The organism is Niallia sp. MER 6 (assembly GCF_023714395.1).
Classification (GTDB): domain Bacteria; phylum Bacillota; class Bacilli; order Bacillales; family Cytobacillaceae; genus Niallia.
Genome location: NZ_JAMAUK010000032.1, coordinates 1 through 16,357, shown reverse-complemented (window position 1 = coordinate 16,357; position 16,357 = coordinate 1). Strand labels below are relative to the sequence as shown.

Below are 16,357 nucleotides of genomic sequence, written 5' to 3'. Positions count from 1 at the left end.
CATAACTCCTTCTATTCCTTAATAGACCCTCCAAGAATCCCCGATACAAAGTGCTTTTGAAGAAGGAGGAAAACTATCATAATTGGAAGTACAGAAATAGTTGTGCCTAACATCAATTGTCCATAATCGATAGAATTAAGTCCTGCAAGGGTAGATAACGCAACAGGCAGTGTATAGTTTTCTTGTGTTGTCATGACAATTAATGGCCACATAAAATTATTCCATTGGTGTGTAAACAAGAAAATACTGACTGCAGCCAAAGTAGGCTTCATGGTTGGTAACACTATTCTAAAAAATATATACAATTCCCCTGCCCCATCTATCCTAGCTGCTTCTAACAATGAATCTGGAATACCCTTCATATTTTGCCTTATCAAAAAAATGGCAAAAGGATAGCAAATTTGTGGTAATAGAACAGCTCGGTAGGTGTTAATCCAATCTAATGAACCAAATACTTGGAATAATGGAATGATTGTTGCTTGATATGGAATCATCATCGCAAGCAGGAAGGATGCAAAAATCAGATTATTTCCTTTAAATTTATATTTAGCAAAAGCATATCCTGCTGTCGAACAGACTAATAAACTCATAAGTACATAAATAATGGAAATGACAGATGAATTAAGAACTGCTTGAACAATATCAATTGATTCACTTAAGTTTTTATAGTTCTCAAATAAATAATCTCCTGGCACCAGTTTAGGTGGAAAGGATAACACGTCCCCAGATGGGTTAGTAGCTCCTACCACCATCCAATAAAAAGGAGCTAGAGATATGACAACCCCTATTAGTAGAAAAATGTGTAAAGAAGTTTTTTTCAGCAATTTATGATTTCCCATTAGTCATCCCTCACTACTTTAAATTGAATCCAAGAAAAGAATGCAATAAATATTACAATGACATAAGCAATCGCAGAAGCATACCCAAAGTCAAAGTAACCAAAGGCCTGGTTGTATAAGTAGTAGGTTAAAGTAAGTGTTGCATTGTTTGGTCCACCGCTTGTTAAATTATAAGGTTCATCAAACAATTGGAATGATCCAATTGTGGAGAGGATGAAAGTAAATAATAATACTGGCTTTAATTGTGGAATCGTTATCGTAAAAAATTTACGAATGGAGCCTGCTCCATCAATACTAGCCGCTTCATAAAGACTGTGGGGGATACTTTGCAGCCCTGCGAGAAGAATGACCATATTATACCCCGTCCATCTCCAGGTGGTTACGACGATTAAGGAAACCCTTGCCCAATATGGATCTGTTAACCAACCAACCTTCTCCACCCCAATAGAGGATAATAAATAATTGATTAATCCATAATCTGTATTTAACATAAGAACAAATATGACAGACGCTGCAACTAACGAAGTAACAGCTGGAGTGAAAAAGGCTACTCTGTAAAAGCCTTTCATTTTTAGTAATGTTGAATTAAGGAAAACAGCTAATATAACTGCTATAAGCAACATAATTGGAACTTGGACGATTAAAATAATGAATGTATTTCCCAAAGCTTTATAAAATAGCGGGTCACTAAACAGTCTAGTGTAATTTGCCAAACCAGAAAATGTAAACTCCCCCATAACCTTTGTCTTAAAGCTCAGTAAGAAGGAAGCGATAATTGGATAAACGGTAAAAGCTAAAAACAGCAGAAGAGCTGGCCCAATAAAGAAATAGGGTGTACTTTTAGCGGTAAGCAGCTTTTTCTTCTTTTTAGGCTGTATAACGGCTTCCGACTCCTCTTTTAAAGAACGACCTGTTTGCAATATCATCACTCCTCCATATAGTTAGAATTAGACTAGGAGGACTAGTCCGCCTAGTCTATTAGCTTTTTTATTCTGAGACTTCTATTCCTATTTGCTGCTTCGATTGTTTTTCCCCATCAATTAACATTTGCTTCGCCGCTTTATCTTCTAGTAAAAACGCTTGAAATTCACTTGTCATGATTGATCTAACCTCTAGTTCAGCTGGAGCATGGTTAATCGGTTGAATGTCTGCTACTGTATCTGAAAAATTCTTAAAGAATGGTTTATTGTTAAAATACTCTTGGTTTTCCGTTAGGATCGGACTATCATATGCTTCTAATAAGGATGGGAATAACCCCCTATTTGTTAATCCTAGAATTTGCGAATCCACATCAGTTGTGGCAAATTCTGCAAACACGTAAGCAGCTACTTTATTCTCAGACGAACTTGGGATCGCTAAAGCAGATCCTCCATCATTTGCAGCCCTAACTCCACCTTCTTCAACAGCTGGAAGTCTAAACATATCCCACTTACCTGCTAATTCGGGCATCTGTTCTAGCATAGTTCCGCTCCACCATACAGCCCCTGGATGTGACGCAACCTCACTGTTTTTCATCGCAGCTACTTGACCATCCCAGTTAGTTGTATACGTAATAATCCCTGCATCCTTCATCTTTTGGATGATAGCAGCGGCCTTCTCTGCTTCAGGTGAAGTAAGATCTAATTTTCCATCTTCCGTAAAATAATATTTACCTTGTTGTTGCAGCATAATCCGCAAAAGCGCCTCACTATCAGTCCCTAAAAATGCCTTGCCTGTATGGGCAACTACTTTCTTACCAGCTTCGATATAGTCATCCCATGTTTCGATACTTTCAGGATCTATCCCTACCTCCTCGAAAATATCTCTGCGATAAATTACGCCTACTGGACCCAAGTCTCTTGGTGCAGCGATAATGTTACCGTCTTGGTCCTTCAAACCTTCCACCTTAGAGGTCGAAAACTTATCTTCATGTTCGCTATAACCTAGCTTACTAAGATTTGTGAAAGCATCAGGAAATTTATTAGTAAATGAATGAACACGATTATTTTCAACCTGGACTAAATCAGGTAAACCACTACCACCACTTGATAATCCAGCACTTAGTTTTTGATACACTTGGTCTACCCCTAGATTTTCGACTGTTACTTTTACATTTGGATAAATCTTATTAAACGCAGGTGTTACATCTTTTTCTAAGTAATTGGCTTCTAGCGCCCATGCCCATACAGTAACTTCCCCTTTTACATCCTCTGGGTTTTCTGGAATGGTCAGATCTTCGGAATTTGATGCACTATTACTACAGGCACCTAGTATTAAAGACATCATCATGAAAAAACTAATAAACCAATACTTTCTCACTTGTCACTCACTCCCCTTAATGTTTAGAACATAATACCCTTGTAATGGATGCGTTTTCATTTTAAAATAATCAGCATTACAAGGAGGATTAGTTAGAATTATATATTTATTCAGAACATTTTTATGGTAGATTTTCCACTAAAATGGTACTTAATCATTTTTAAAAATATATTTTTTTACCTTTTCCTTTCAAGTGGCTTACTTTTCCATGTCCGTTCTTAAAGGATACCTTACGTTCTCTCCGAATTTCTCTTTCATATCCTCCCTAGTTTGAGCAACCTGTTTTTAACCGTAAAACTGTGCTTTAACAAATTTCACTATAAATAGTTAAGGGGGATTTTATAATGGATCATACATTCAGAGAAATTGGTTTGGAATTTGGCTGCAATTTAATTAATGAGACAACGAGTATCCCAATCTCAGTCCTAGACAAACAAGGTAAATTAATACTCAATCATTCATCTAACCTACCTCATAATCCAATGTTTTCTTCCTATGAGGAGCATTTAAAAAGCATCAATCTATCAGAAAAAGAGAAAACACTTCCAATCATGTGTTCAACTATATTTCAGGAACAGTTTGTTCTAATTCCTATTGTTGAAAACCATACGTACATCGGGACAATTTTCTTAGGCCCAACGGTATTCGCAAATCCTTCAGAAGCAATGTTAACCAACATATTTTATGCAAATGATTTAGGTGAACTCACCCCAAAAGTAAAAGACTATTTTTATTCCTTGCCTGTAATAAGTAGATGGAGGTTAATTAAATCAAGTATTCTTCTTTCTTATGTTTTATTTAAAGAAAAATTTGACATGAACGACATTACGGAAAAAAATCTCTATTCAATAGATAATTTCCATCAACACCAAGTATCAGACAAAAGCATTTCAGATTTACGTCAAAACTCCTCCTTTCATCATGACCCTGCTGCCGAAAAGAAATTATATCAATATATTACGGATGGAAATAAAGAAGATCTAATCATCTATTATAAAGCCTTTCATCAAAGATCCGATTTTGAATTTGGAGTATTGTCAAAGCAGTGTGAAATAAGAAGTCATAAGAACTTAAAAATAGCAGGGATTACGCTGGCTACTCGAGCGGCAATTGCTGGTGGTTTAAATCCTGAAATTGCTTATACTTTAGGAGATAAGTATATTCAGGATATTGAGGAACTTCATACGATTAAAGAGGTTGAGACACTTACTGAAAGTGCCTATTTGGACTTTGCTGAAAGAGTATATAAAGGTAAAAGACAGCAAAGCTCCAAAACAATAAGTGATTGCAAGCATTACATATTTAAATATATATACGAAAATATTTCTCTCGCTGTCCTTGCTGACTATGTCTCCATGAATCCAAAATATCTTTCAAACTTATTTAAAAAAGAGGTTGGGATTTCAGTTACGGAATATATTCAGCAATCTAAAATTGATGAAGCCATAAAATTAATGATATTTTCTAATTACTCTTTATCAGAAATATATACCCTGCTTAATTTTACCGATCAAAGCTATTTCACTAAGGTGTTCAAAAAGTTTACAGGTTTTACACCAAAGCAATACATGAAAAATAACATCGGAAAGGAGAAAAATCTTAATTTCTGATTCAAATTAGCATTCTCTCTTTTAATATTGCGGATCATTCATAGAGATACATAATGTCTCTTAAGAACTGGATTTTTTTCTGTAGCGGCAGTGACATACAGCAATAAATTAATCAAAAAAACTTTGTACGGAAGCGATAAAAGCTTTAAAAAAACAACCGTCTAACCCCCTATATATCAAGGATTAGACGGTTTTGCTGCCAAATTTACTTAATCGTTAAATGATAAAAGATAACACCTTCCCTCAATTTGGACTTTTTTATCTTTTAAAGTTGATTTCGCTTTAGATAGTTACACTTCCTGCTAGACGAATATCACTTGAAGAGCTGCCTACATATATAGCTACTTCTCCTGAAGGAAAGATCCATTTGTTTTTCTTTTCATCATAATAAGAAAAGACTTTTGAATCGAGTTTCATTCTTACTCTCTTTTCGTTCCCAGGCTTTAGTTCAATTTTTTTAAATCCTGCTAATTGTTTGGGAGATGTCTCTATGTTAGCAGGAAGTTTACCAATGTATACTTGTACTACTTCAGAGCCAGTCACCCTACCTGTATTTATTATATTGAAAGTAACTTCAACCATTGGATCAGTGGATTCTGACGAATTTTTAACCTTTGTTTTTAAATTTTTATAATCGAATTTAGTGTAGGATAAACCATGTCCAAAGGAGAAAGCTGCTTTAATGCCAGCTTGTTCATAGCCACGATAACCGACAAATATATCTTCTGTATATTTTATAACTTTATTAATTCCAGGATATTGTTCTTCCGTAGAAACAGGTGTTGAGTCTTCATCGACAGGAAATGTGACTGGCAGCTTTCCAGAAGGGTTAACATCTCCGAATAATACATCAGCTATAGCATTTCCTTGTTCCTGACCTGGATACCATGCTTGTACAATAGAAGCGACCTTATCTTTCCAGTCACCCATCTTTACAGCAATCCCACTTTCATTAACAACCACGACATTTCTATTTACCTTTGCGACTTCTTTAATTAATTGTGATTGGTTATTAGGCAGTTCCATATCTGACCGATCTATGTAACCTTCGCTATCATACGTTCTTGTTACAATAACCGCTACATCTGATTTTTCCGCTAAGTTAACGGCACGCTTGATATTTTTGACAATAATTTTGTCTGAAGCTTTCCATCCAAACCGTAATTGTCCGCCATTCTTATATCCAGGAGCCTCTTTGTAGTCTGTTTTATACTCTATTTTCAAATTATGATTTCTGTTTGCTTCCAAAGTAATTGTCTGTTGTACTGTTTTCAGTTCTTCACCAGCATTATCAATCACTAACTTTCCATCAATATACACTTTACTCGATCCATAACTTGTCGTAGATAAGGTGTATTTATCTTTTTTCGGTACATTTATTACACCGGTATATCTTGCAGACATCTTGCCATTTAAGCTAGTTGGCAGTTTGTCTAACTTAGTTGATTGTGCGTTAAAACCTTTATAATTATAGAAACCAAGATTTAAGCTAACTTGTTTAGCGGTATGTTTAAATTCTGGATTTCCTTCCATATTCTCATTCGACCAGTATTCAGCTGTTAAACCATTCTCTTTTGAACCTGCAGCTGGCAATAAGAAAGAAGAAGGAACTGCATCAGGTCCAGGAAAAATATCACCGGCATTAACTGGATCTGTCCCTGCCTCATATTCAACTTGTACATTTGCTCCTGCACGTCTCTTTATACCCTCTAGCGGACTTACTGTATAAGTAGGATTAACAAGAGAACTCCCTCCGCCAGCTGCTGAAGCATTATCCGCGTCAGGTCCAATGACCGCAATTGACTTCAGCTTTTGTGTATTTAATGGTAAAACATCCTTCTTATTTTGCAACAATACCATTGTCTCAGCAGCGATTTTACGAGCTATTTCCCCATGGGCTTTTATATCAATTGGATTGTTCTGCGTGGGATTATCAAATAAACCTTTTTTAAACATTTGGTAAAGAATTCGATAAGCACTTTGATTAATTGTCTCTTTTTTTACTTTCCCTTCATATACAGCCAGTAGAAGCTTATTTCCCCATACTCCAGAAGGCTCTCCCGGTGTTTCTAAATCAAGTCCGGCATTAATAGAATCAACTGTGCTGTTATTAGCTCCGTAGTCACTCATGACAAATCCTTGATAGTTTAAGCGTTCTCTAAGTAGACCTGCTAGTAAATCAACATTATTGCAAGTATGAATACCATTGACCTTATTATATGAACACATGACACTTCCTAAATCAGCATTTTCAATGATGCTTGCAAATGGTCTTGCATAGATTTCATTTATTGCTCGTGCACTTGCTTGAGAGTCAATCGTAAAGCGGTCTTTCTCTTGATTATTCAATAAATAATGCTTGGCTGTCGCCAAAACACTATTACTTTGAAGAGCATTCACATAGCTTGTTGCCATTTGTCCTTGCAAATATAGATCTTCACCGAAAGATTCAAAGTTTCTTGCGCCGAAAGGAATGCGGGCAATGTCAAGTCCAGGACCAAGCATAACATTATGCGTCGTATTAAAAGCTTCATTCCCAATCAGGTTTCCATATTCTTTTGCAGTCTCTATATTCCATGTTGCTGCAAGGCTTATTGCAGAAGGCAAGGCAGTTGATTGTCTATTTTGAATTTCAGGATTAGCTATGCGGACTCCAACTGGTCCATCTGCCATTTGTAAGGCTGGTATGCCGTATTTTGCTAATCCCTGATTATAAAATCCGTAATCACTGTTGACGTTTCCGGTAATAAAGTCTACCTTATCCTCCAATGACATTTTTCCGACTAAAGTACGAGCTCTTTCTTCAGCAGAAAGACCTTTGTTCATCCACGGAAACTCTTTGGCAAATGCATTTAAAGGTAATGTTGAAAGACTAAGAATCATCGCGAAAAGAATCATGACTTTCATCAACTTGCGTCTCACTACTGAAAAATCGGCCATTATCCCACTCCTTTTTATTATTTTTAGTAATTTCAACGTTCTTCTCCTATAAACTATGATTTTCTAGATCTAATGCCTTATAGTCCTAAGAGCAGAATTTTGTAGTAATGAATAGGCTACATTATTCATCATTCCAAATCATCGAATCTGAGATAATTTCCCCTAAAATATAGAAAATAATAACATTCCAATAAAATAAAAAAATCGTACATTTTGGCTATAAAATGTACGATAAGAAAATTATTCAACTAATATTAAATTCAATCTAAACTCATCATCGTTTATTGACGGTTGAGTTTATACAGAGTTCATTCATTTCTCTGAACAGGGATTCTTAATGATTTATTATCATTTCCAAGTGCAGCTATGGTATGATTAAGGAGTTATTATCCAACTTTCCTTCGTTAAAAAATTTCTCCAAAGTGGAAATAGCTTTCTGTTCATCTTTTCCATTGGCAACTAAAATTATTTCGTCTTTCTCCAAAACATTTAAATTCATAATATCCATTAAATCAATCCCACTAGTAACTCCCTTATAAATAATATGTATTTTACAATCAAACATAGAAGCAATTGCAACAAAATAACATGTGTTTCTTGCCTGTAGTCCTCTTGGAAGATTAACAATAACCTGACTTCTCAACATAATCTGCACCTCAAACACAAATTAATTTTGAGTATTCCTTTCAACTAATCAAATATCTTTTATCCCTTATCAAGTGGGACTTTCATCATTAGCAACTTATTAAACGAATTAAAAAAGTGAAATTATTCATTTTAAAAATCAATTATTTTATGTATTTTTGACTTAACATAAATCATATGGAATTAAAACTATTTCCTTTAATAACGAATTTAGCTTGTTTATAATGATATATTGCTTTTGAGTAACAGAAAGGCTGCCCACTTGTAAGATGGTAAATGATTTCTTTACACAGCATTGGATCCCCTAATTTCAATCCAAAAAAACTTGCTTCTTCAGAGTTCAGTTTATCCAAATTTATATAAATATCAGGAAATCCTATTTTTAATCCTAAGACGTCTTTCAAATAATTATTAATTGATTTAGAAACTATTTCTTTGTCCAGATAAGAAATAATTTCCTTATTATAAAACACTTGTTCCGTGCATAACACTTGCTTTTCCATATAATGAACTAACTTTACGGAATATACTTTTGAGTATTTGTCTAAATCAAGAGCATCTGCAACCTCTGGTAATGCACTTACTATTTCCATGCCGACTACTTTTCGCAAAGCAGGAGAACTATTATGATCAACTTGTTGAAATTTCTGGGATGGCAATAGATTAAAATAACCTTTTCTGCTTTGGCCTCTTAAAAAAACCCCACTTCCTCTCACCAAAAAAACAATTCCTTTGTCCTCCAACAGTTTAAGTGCTTTTATAACAGTACTTTTGCTAACCTTATAGTGACTTATTAATGTTTCAATTATAGGTAACTTGTCTCCTTGTTGTAATGCATTTTCTGTAATATACCTTTCCATTTCCAAAGCAATATACTGATATTTCAACATTATGATCCTCGCTTTTACAACGATGTAATATTATATAATGCAGATTTTTTTTATGTGAGTGGGAAAATTTTTTTCGCCACTCACTACTCACTCGTTTTACCTAGCTTATCTTACACTACCTTAAGCTTGCTTCCTCATCTAAGTCTTGTTGTGTTATTTTTCTGTCCTTATAGTAGTATTCCATATCATGTTCATTTATTGTTCGCATTACTTTGCAAGGATTACCAACAGCAACTGAGTTAGCTGGAATATCTTTTGTCACTACGCTTCCAGCCCCTATAACACTGTTTTCACCAATGGTTACCCCTGGACATATGATACTTCCTGCTCCAATCCAACAGTTATCTTCGATTTTTACTGGTTCAGCATACATATACTCTCTGTAATTAGGATTGATTGGATGGCCAACAGTAGCAATTGTTACGGCCGGACCAAACAACACTTTTTTTCCAATGATAATTTTCGTGTCATCAACAAAATTACAATTAAAATTAATGTAAGTACCTTCTCCAATTTCAATATTTGTGCCATAGCAAAAATAAAATGGTGGTTCAATCCATGCTTTAGTTTCCTTACCGAATATTTCTGCCATTATTTGAACTCGGTCTGCTAATGCATCTGGTTTTGTTGCATTAAATTCCATCATTCTTCTTTTAGCTTGCATCCTATCTTCTGGTAATCCTTCACAATAATCAGTAAATAACTTTCCTGAATGGATTCTTTCTCTCATTGTAATATGTCATTTCTCCTTTTCATTCTATTATTCATTATGATGCCACATCTCTTGTAATATTTTTAACCCATCTATATTGACTATAACGATATACAACCAACGGCAGCTTGAGAATTTCATCTAAATTGAGTACTGCATACAGTAATATAGGGTGTAAATTCCACACAAATGCACTCAAATAGCCTAATGGCAATACTATAATCCACATTACAACAATATCACACCAAAGCCCAAATTCCGCATCTCCTCCAGCTGGAAAAAAACCCCAATGATTGTTGAATTAATGGACTTACCAATACAATAGTAAGCGCATACTTATAACATTCCATCTAAGTATGATTGGGCATTAACGTTTAGGTCTACTATAAGGAACACCAATGGCTTTATCACCAATATAGTCCCGCCTGCTACAATACCTAAAAGCAATGCATATAAATTGATTCTTTTGGATGCTTTTATTGCCAACCATATCAGCACTTACATGTCCGATTATGGATGTAGCAACTGTTAAGCCACCGCCCCATACAAAATAATTAGCTTGTATAGGAATTGTATATTTTAGAAAGTCTTTACGTAACTGACGATTAATCTTATCTTTTAATGGTAGGTGAAATTTAACTTGACTGTATCTGATTGAATGAATGATACAACATCCAAGCTCTACGAACTTAGCACATACAGTTGCCGCAGCTACCCCTGTAATGGCCTTTTCCGGCATACCCGGAAAGAATACATAAACACAAAGTGCATTTAAGCCGATATTAAGAAAAAGACAAATGGAACTAATCCATGCACTGAATCGTGCGTTCTCCATACTTTTTATCACGCTAAAATAAACCTGAGATAGTCCCATTGCGATATACGAAAACGACACAGTACGCAAAAAGATCTTTCCATAGTAAATTAACTCCGTATCATTTGTAAGTAATCGCATTAGCACTTCGGGAAAGCAAAACGAAAACACAAAAAATATTATCGATATACTCAGTGAAAAAATACTAGTAATGCTAAATACCCGTTGAATTACATTTACGTCATTCCTTCCCCAATATTGAGCCGTGAGTATACCTGCTCCAGTTGAAATACCCATATAAAATAGCGACAATACAAAAGTTACTTGTCCCGCAAGTGATACGGCAGACATTACAGATTGATTAATGACACCAAGCATTATAACATCTACCGCAATGGCAGCTGCTGAAATTAAATTTTGAAATGCTATTGGTAATACTAACGAAAACAAGGAACGATTAAGGGTACGATTAAATTCACTATTTGATTTCTTTTCTTGTTTTGACACTTCACACCCCGTCTTTCTTATTTTAAATATAAATAAATTGTATATGTTTACATAGATCACTTCCATCAAAATCAAATATCATTCTTTCGAAATCGTGTATTTCATAAGAATCGTCCCTTATATTTCTACTTAGGTCTTGTACATAAAATCTATAAAAATAGTGTTTGAGACAAAACAATATATAATCTAACTAAACACGAATAATGTAATTTCAGCTAAATTTGGGATAGGGCTTTAAAATTAGTTCATTTCATAACGCTCCCATCCATTCTACTAAGATTTTTAATTATTGTATTAACACCGAAAACACAAAAAACCGAACTAATTATCAAAAACGATAAAATAGTTCGGTTTTTATGCAGATTTACATACTTATAACTCAGCCTCATTCTTACTTTTGAATTAGATGTGACAAAATACATTAGAACATTTTAAATTATAACTTTAGTAAGTAGAACTAGGATTGGCTATTGTAATTTGCCTTCGATAATCCTGTGGCCCATAGCTCATTTTCTTACGGAAAGTATAGGAAAAATAACTTCCACTTTGAAAACCACACGCAATTGCAATTTCACTGATAGATCTATTTGTTTCTTTTAGCATTTCGCAACTTTTTTGAATTCGATAGCCTATTAGATAATTATTGGGAGTTTGTTCAATATATTTACTAAATAAGTTACAGCATATACTTCTACAAACATTGCCAGCAAACGCAATGTCATCCAGTGTTATTTTTTCTTCATAATGTTCATGAATAAAATTTGTCATTTTCCAGACTGTCCCCCAGGAATTGTCATCAACATGGTTCCTAGGGACTTTTTGTATATGGTCTCCTATATTTGCACAAAGAGACATAACTTGTGCATTTAAACGAAGTGGATTTGCGTTTTCATGCATTTCTTCATATATTTCATTTAATTTCGTCAGTGCTTCTTGTTGCCATTGAACTTGTTCATTCAATAATATATAGTCTTCAGTAGATAATCCGAATTTTTCCTCGAGGTAGACTTTTCCTACTTGAGTGTGCTCACCAAGCAATATAGGATGAATAACTACAACAATAAAGTGGCAATCATTCATATTGTTAGAATAACCATAATGCATACGCTTACTATTTACAAAAATCCCATTTCCCTTTTCAATACTAACCGTATGACCATTCACAAAATATTCCATAGAACCTTCAAGTACTAAAATAAATTCTAAATCGGAATGCCAATGACTTGGTGCAACATATTTATCAAAGTAAAGTAATCTTCCTTTTCGCACATATAAAGGGAAATCAGGTATATTATAGTTTACTCGTTCAGATGAATCCGAAAATATTTCCAATACTGAATTCATGATTGCCTCCAAAGAAAATACGATTTTGATAATATTAAACCCAATTTTGATGGAAAACGCAAGTATAAATAATATAATATTGCTATTGAAAGAGAACTGATAAAGAGATAATAAATATAAGATATTATAAATAATACTTATACGGTAAATTCAAGGGAGGATTCAATTGTGAATGATATTAAAGTAATTATTATGGATGTGGATGGTACATTAACGAATAATGAAAAAGCGATATCTGCAGAAACAAAAGAGGTTTTACTAAAGGCACAAAAAGCTGGAGCAATCTTAGTTCTTGCTTCTGGTAGACCAACATCTGGATTAATGGATTTTGCGAAAGAATTAGAAATGGAAAAGCATCATGGACTTTTAGTTTCTTTTAACGGTTCTAAAGTCGTGGATTGTGAAACCAATGAAGTATTATTTAATGAAACAATGACTGTTGAACAAGGTCAAGCCGTGCTTGAGCATATGAAAAAATTTCAAGTAATTCCTATGATTGATAAAGATAACTATATGTATGTAACTGATGTCTTCAATAATGAAATAAAGTATAATGGTAATGATATTAACATAATGAAATACGAATCCCGTGGTGGTAAATATAAACTATGTGAAGTAGATGATTTGGCGGCATTTGCTGATTATCCACTAAATAAAATCCTAACTGCAGGATCTGATGATTATCTTCAGAAACATTACAAAGAGATGATGGAGCCTTTCAAAGATACGTTAAATTGTGTGTTTACAGCTCCCTTTTACTTTGAATTTACTGCTCAAGGAATTGATAAAGCAAAAGCATTAGATACAGTGCTAATTCCTAGAGGATACAAAAAAGAAGAGATGATTGCTTTCGGAGATGGACATAATGACGCTACTATGGTCGAATATGCTGGTATCGGAGTTGCGATGGCTAATGCCGTAGACGATTTAAAAGCTGTAGCTGATGAAGTTACGCGTTCAAATGAAGAAGACGGAATTGCTTATACATTAAATAAATATTTTAAATAAAACTAGATAAGTAACATAACTACAATTTATATTTAGGCAACTTTTTTATGATCTGTGTTTCGGATTCTACTGGACACAGATTTTGAAAGTTGCCTTCATTCATTTGGGCTTTTAAAAATCATATAAGTAATTTCTAAAACTGCTTTTAACTAGCCTACTACTGTATATGCTTTAAGAATAGCCTTTTCACCATCATTTGGAATATGGAGATGATATAGTTTAATTAAGCTTTGAATAAAAACAGAACCCTCACATAGGAATATACCCTTTAGACAGATATACAAATATTGCTACGTGAAAAATACTAAATATCATAATTAAATTACTTAAAGCAACCCATTTTTTTGCTGAGAGTATTCCTAGGATCATTCCAACAGGGTTAATGATTAAAGTAAGCAATCCATAAGGTTCCTGAATTTTAAAAGCTAAATATGGCATCCATGAAACTATTCCACAAAGTAATAAGGTGATGGATAGCCAAAAGTATAATGGTCTTCTGGTAGTGACATGATTCATTAATCTCACTCTTTCCATTGCCTTTTTATACTTATCATAACATTATTACCAAATAAAGTAATTAAACTTATCTCCCTCCATAAACAAACATTTTTCTCTTAAACACAGACTTTCATGCAATAGCGTTAACTCTCCATATAAGCATTAATCCTCTTTAGATTGATTAATTCACAAACAAAAACCGTCTAACCCCATTTATACCAGTGGATTCGACGGTCGCCCTTACATTAACGTATTCTTTATTTTTTAACCAATAATTCATATCCAAAAAACTGGATATTTCCTGTTGCTTCTTAAATTATTAATAACTAATGCTAACAGTACAATTACAATAGATCCTGTTAATACTGGTGTAAATAGATATTCCCATGAATAAGAGCCGAGTATTATTATTATTGGATCTGCTCTCAGCGGGAGGATGGGTTGTTTTCGTTAACATCATTAAACCGATAGCTAACCCAACTCCCAAAGCCAATGACCATGGTTCATTACCAAATAAATGATAAATAATTAATCCTATTAAAGTGGAAATGAAATGGCCACCTATAATATTTCTAGGCTGTGATAATGGTGAATTCCAGAGTCCGAATGCTAATACACAACTTGCACCAAATGAAGCTATTAGCAAAGGAGTATAGGTAAAACGTGTTAATAAACCGAGAATAAAAATGGTTATAGCTCCACCCATAAATCCTGTTATAATATCATTTATATTTACTTTCAGAGGGCCTTTTTCTCCTCCTCCTTTCATTTTCATTAAATAGGAAGTATTTTCATCATTATGTTCCTTTTTTGCAAGATTTCCTTCTGTAATCAAAAGATGTATGTTAATCACATCATTAAAAACAGTAATAAAGGAACTGCCCTCTCATCTTATCTTGCTGTTTTCATCCAATGCTTTTGTAGGTTAACCAATCCAGGTATAACAAATTAATCTGATTAGCATTAATCACTGAACATACTGGAATTATCTTATATAGTTTCAGATATTTTTCTACTCATAAGGAGTAAAAAGCTTTAAAGAAATATGAGAAATACCAAAGCTGACTGTTGAAAAACCAATCATAAAAAAGAAGAAAGAAACAAAGATTAACCAAAAAGGATCTAATGACATTATTGCTACTACAGCAATTATAAGGATTAGCAAACCAGCTGTTATTTTAGGATTTAATGAAGAAACCTGTAATACGACACAAAAGCTACCTAGCAATGAATTCTCATAACGTGCACTGTACGGAAAAATAAAGATGCAAAATACTACAAAGGTAATCAACGCTAGGAGAATACCAACACCTACAATAACAAAGGATATAATCGGGAGAATTGGTAACAATTATTATAGGAATGCTGCCCCGTTCTACAATAAGAAAATAACCTATGTAGCGATCATAATGTTTAACTCTAGTCCACTTAAGCTTTATTGTGTTCAGCATCCTCGAATTGTGCATGACTGTTCTACGGAATGACTCAGTTTCATACTGTTTAATTTTCCGTTATAATAGCATCGGACAGGAGGGACTATTTATGACAAAAGATGAAGACTTTATTGAAATAGCCATTAAAATGGCTTTAAAGGCTAGAAAGGATGGAAATGAACCATTCGGTGCAATCTTAGTAAAAAATAACGAAATTGTAATGTTTGGTGAAAATAAAATTAATAGTTATTGTGATCCTACGCATCATGCTGAAATCGGACTTATTCGTACTTTTTGCTCTGAAAATAACATTTTTGATCTTAGCGAATATACTTTGTATACCAGCTGCGAACCTTGTGTGATGTGTACAGGTGCAATGGTATGGTCTAATTTAGGCAAAATAGTCTACAGTGTATCCCATGATCAACTAGCCAGAATTGCAGGTAGTAATATCATGATTTCATGTAAAGAAGTTATCGAAAAAAGTCCAAATAAGCCAGTGGTAGTAGAACAAGTTTTAAATGTTGAAGGGTTAAAAGTATTTGAAGGGTACAAATTTGCTCATTAGCATTAAAGGTCACAGCAATATTTATCCATGTTATTCAAGTACTTTAGAATGACATGGATATTTTAGTGCTCATTACTAGCCATTTTTGTCTAAAGTTGAATTTCTTATTAACAAAACTGCCCCTTTCGTATTATAAGGTTAACCAGAAATGAAAATATTTCTAGTTGACCATTTTTTATATGGGCTTATTATAACTGTAGCCGGGGTAAAACGTAACTGCCAGTGGGACAGAGATCCCGTCTGCTAAACAG

General features: G+C 34.0%; 12 protein-coding genes and 1 pseudogene. 3 read left to right on the top strand and 10 right to left on the bottom strand.

The annotated features are described in order from the left end of the window. Positions 1 to 11: 11 nt before the first annotated feature. The 3 genes from M3600_RS24120 to M3600_RS24110 form a co-directional block, all read right to left on the bottom strand. Positions 12 to 839: a carbohydrate ABC transporter permease gene (locus M3600_RS24120; protein ID WP_237943658.1), complete on the bottom strand. Its 828-nt coding sequence runs from the start codon at positions 837 to 839 to the stop codon at positions 12 to 14. Further along, complete coding sequence (locus tag M3600_RS24115) at positions 839 to 1,693, bottom strand: carbohydrate ABC transporter permease (protein WP_251647890.1); 855 nt, start codon at positions 1,691 to 1,693, stop codon at positions 839 to 841. The genes M3600_RS24120 and M3600_RS24115 overlap by 1 nt, the downstream gene beginning before the upstream one ends. Positions 1,694 to 1,826: 133 nt before the next feature. Further along, positions 1,827 to 3,137 carry an ABC transporter substrate-binding protein gene (locus M3600_RS24110; RefSeq protein WP_237943657.1) on the bottom strand — a complete coding sequence of 437 codons (1,311 nt, stop codon included), beginning with the start codon at positions 3,135 to 3,137 and terminating at the stop codon, positions 1,827 to 1,829. Positions 3,138 to 3,481: 344 nt separating this feature from the next. Here M3600_RS24110 and M3600_RS24105 point away from each other — a divergent pair, with 344 nt between their 5' ends. After that, on the top strand, positions 3,482 to 4,747 hold the full coding sequence (locus M3600_RS24105; RefSeq protein ID WP_237943648.1) for a helix-turn-helix domain-containing protein: 1,266 nt from the start codon (positions 3,482 to 3,484) through the stop codon (positions 4,745 to 4,747). Positions 4,748 to 5,029: 282 nt separating this feature from the next. On the opposite strand, the gene M3600_RS24100 is transcribed toward M3600_RS24105, so the two are convergent. From M3600_RS24100 to M3600_RS24070, 6 genes are all read right to left on the bottom strand, one after another. After that, the gene (locus M3600_RS24100) at positions 5,030 to 7,687 is read right to left on the bottom strand and encodes a beta-glucosidase (protein WP_251647853.1); all 2,658 of its coding nucleotides are present in this window, start codon (positions 7,685 to 7,687) and stop codon (positions 5,030 to 5,032) included. Between the two features lie 364 nt (positions 7,688 to 8,051). Continuing rightward, a complete protein-coding gene (locus tag M3600_RS24095) occupies positions 8,052 to 8,333 on the bottom strand; it encodes an HPr family phosphocarrier protein (RefSeq protein ID WP_251647851.1) in 282 nt (93 codons plus the stop codon). A 172-nt stretch (positions 8,334 to 8,505) separates the two neighbouring features. Further along, the gene (locus tag M3600_RS24090; RefSeq protein ID WP_251647850.1) at positions 8,506 to 9,222 is read right to left on the bottom strand and encodes a GntR family transcriptional regulator; all 717 of its coding nucleotides are present in this window, start codon (positions 9,220 to 9,222) and stop codon (positions 8,506 to 8,508) included. A 115-nt stretch (positions 9,223 to 9,337) separates the two neighbouring features. Beyond that, positions 9,338 to 9,952: a sugar O-acetyltransferase gene (locus M3600_RS29100; protein ID WP_285854841.1), complete on the bottom strand. Its 615-nt coding sequence runs from the start codon at positions 9,950 to 9,952 to the stop codon at positions 9,338 to 9,340. Between the two features lie 349 nt (positions 9,953 to 10,301). Beyond that, positions 10,302 to 11,255 (bottom strand): MATE family efflux transporter, encoded by a 954-nt coding sequence (locus tag M3600_RS24075; RefSeq protein WP_251647848.1) that lies wholly within the window; start codon positions 11,253 to 11,255, stop codon positions 10,302 to 10,304. A gap of 444 nt (positions 11,256 to 11,699) precedes the next feature. Continuing rightward, positions 11,700 to 12,599, bottom strand: coding sequence for an AraC family transcriptional regulator (locus tag M3600_RS24070; protein ID WP_251647846.1), 900 nt, complete (start codon positions 12,597 to 12,599; stop codon positions 11,700 to 11,702). A 192-nt stretch (positions 12,600 to 12,791) separates the two neighbouring features. Between M3600_RS24070 and M3600_RS24065 the strand changes: the two genes are divergently transcribed. After that, positions 12,792 to 13,607, top strand: coding sequence for a Cof-type HAD-IIB family hydrolase (locus M3600_RS24065; protein ID WP_251647888.1), 816 nt, complete (start codon positions 12,792 to 12,794; stop codon positions 13,605 to 13,607). Between the two features lie 774 nt (positions 13,608 to 14,381). On the opposite strand, the pseudogene M3600_RS24060 reads toward M3600_RS24065, so the two are convergent. Next, a pseudogene (locus M3600_RS24060) lies at positions 14,382 to 14,880 on the bottom strand (HPP family protein). A gap of 767 nt (positions 14,881 to 15,647) precedes the next feature. Between M3600_RS24060 and M3600_RS24055 the strand changes: the two are divergent. Then, complete coding sequence (locus M3600_RS24055) at positions 15,648 to 16,106, top strand: nucleoside deaminase (protein ID WP_251647845.1); 459 nt, start codon at positions 15,648 to 15,650, stop codon at positions 16,104 to 16,106. The last annotated feature ends 251 nt before the right edge of the window (positions 16,107 to 16,357 follow it).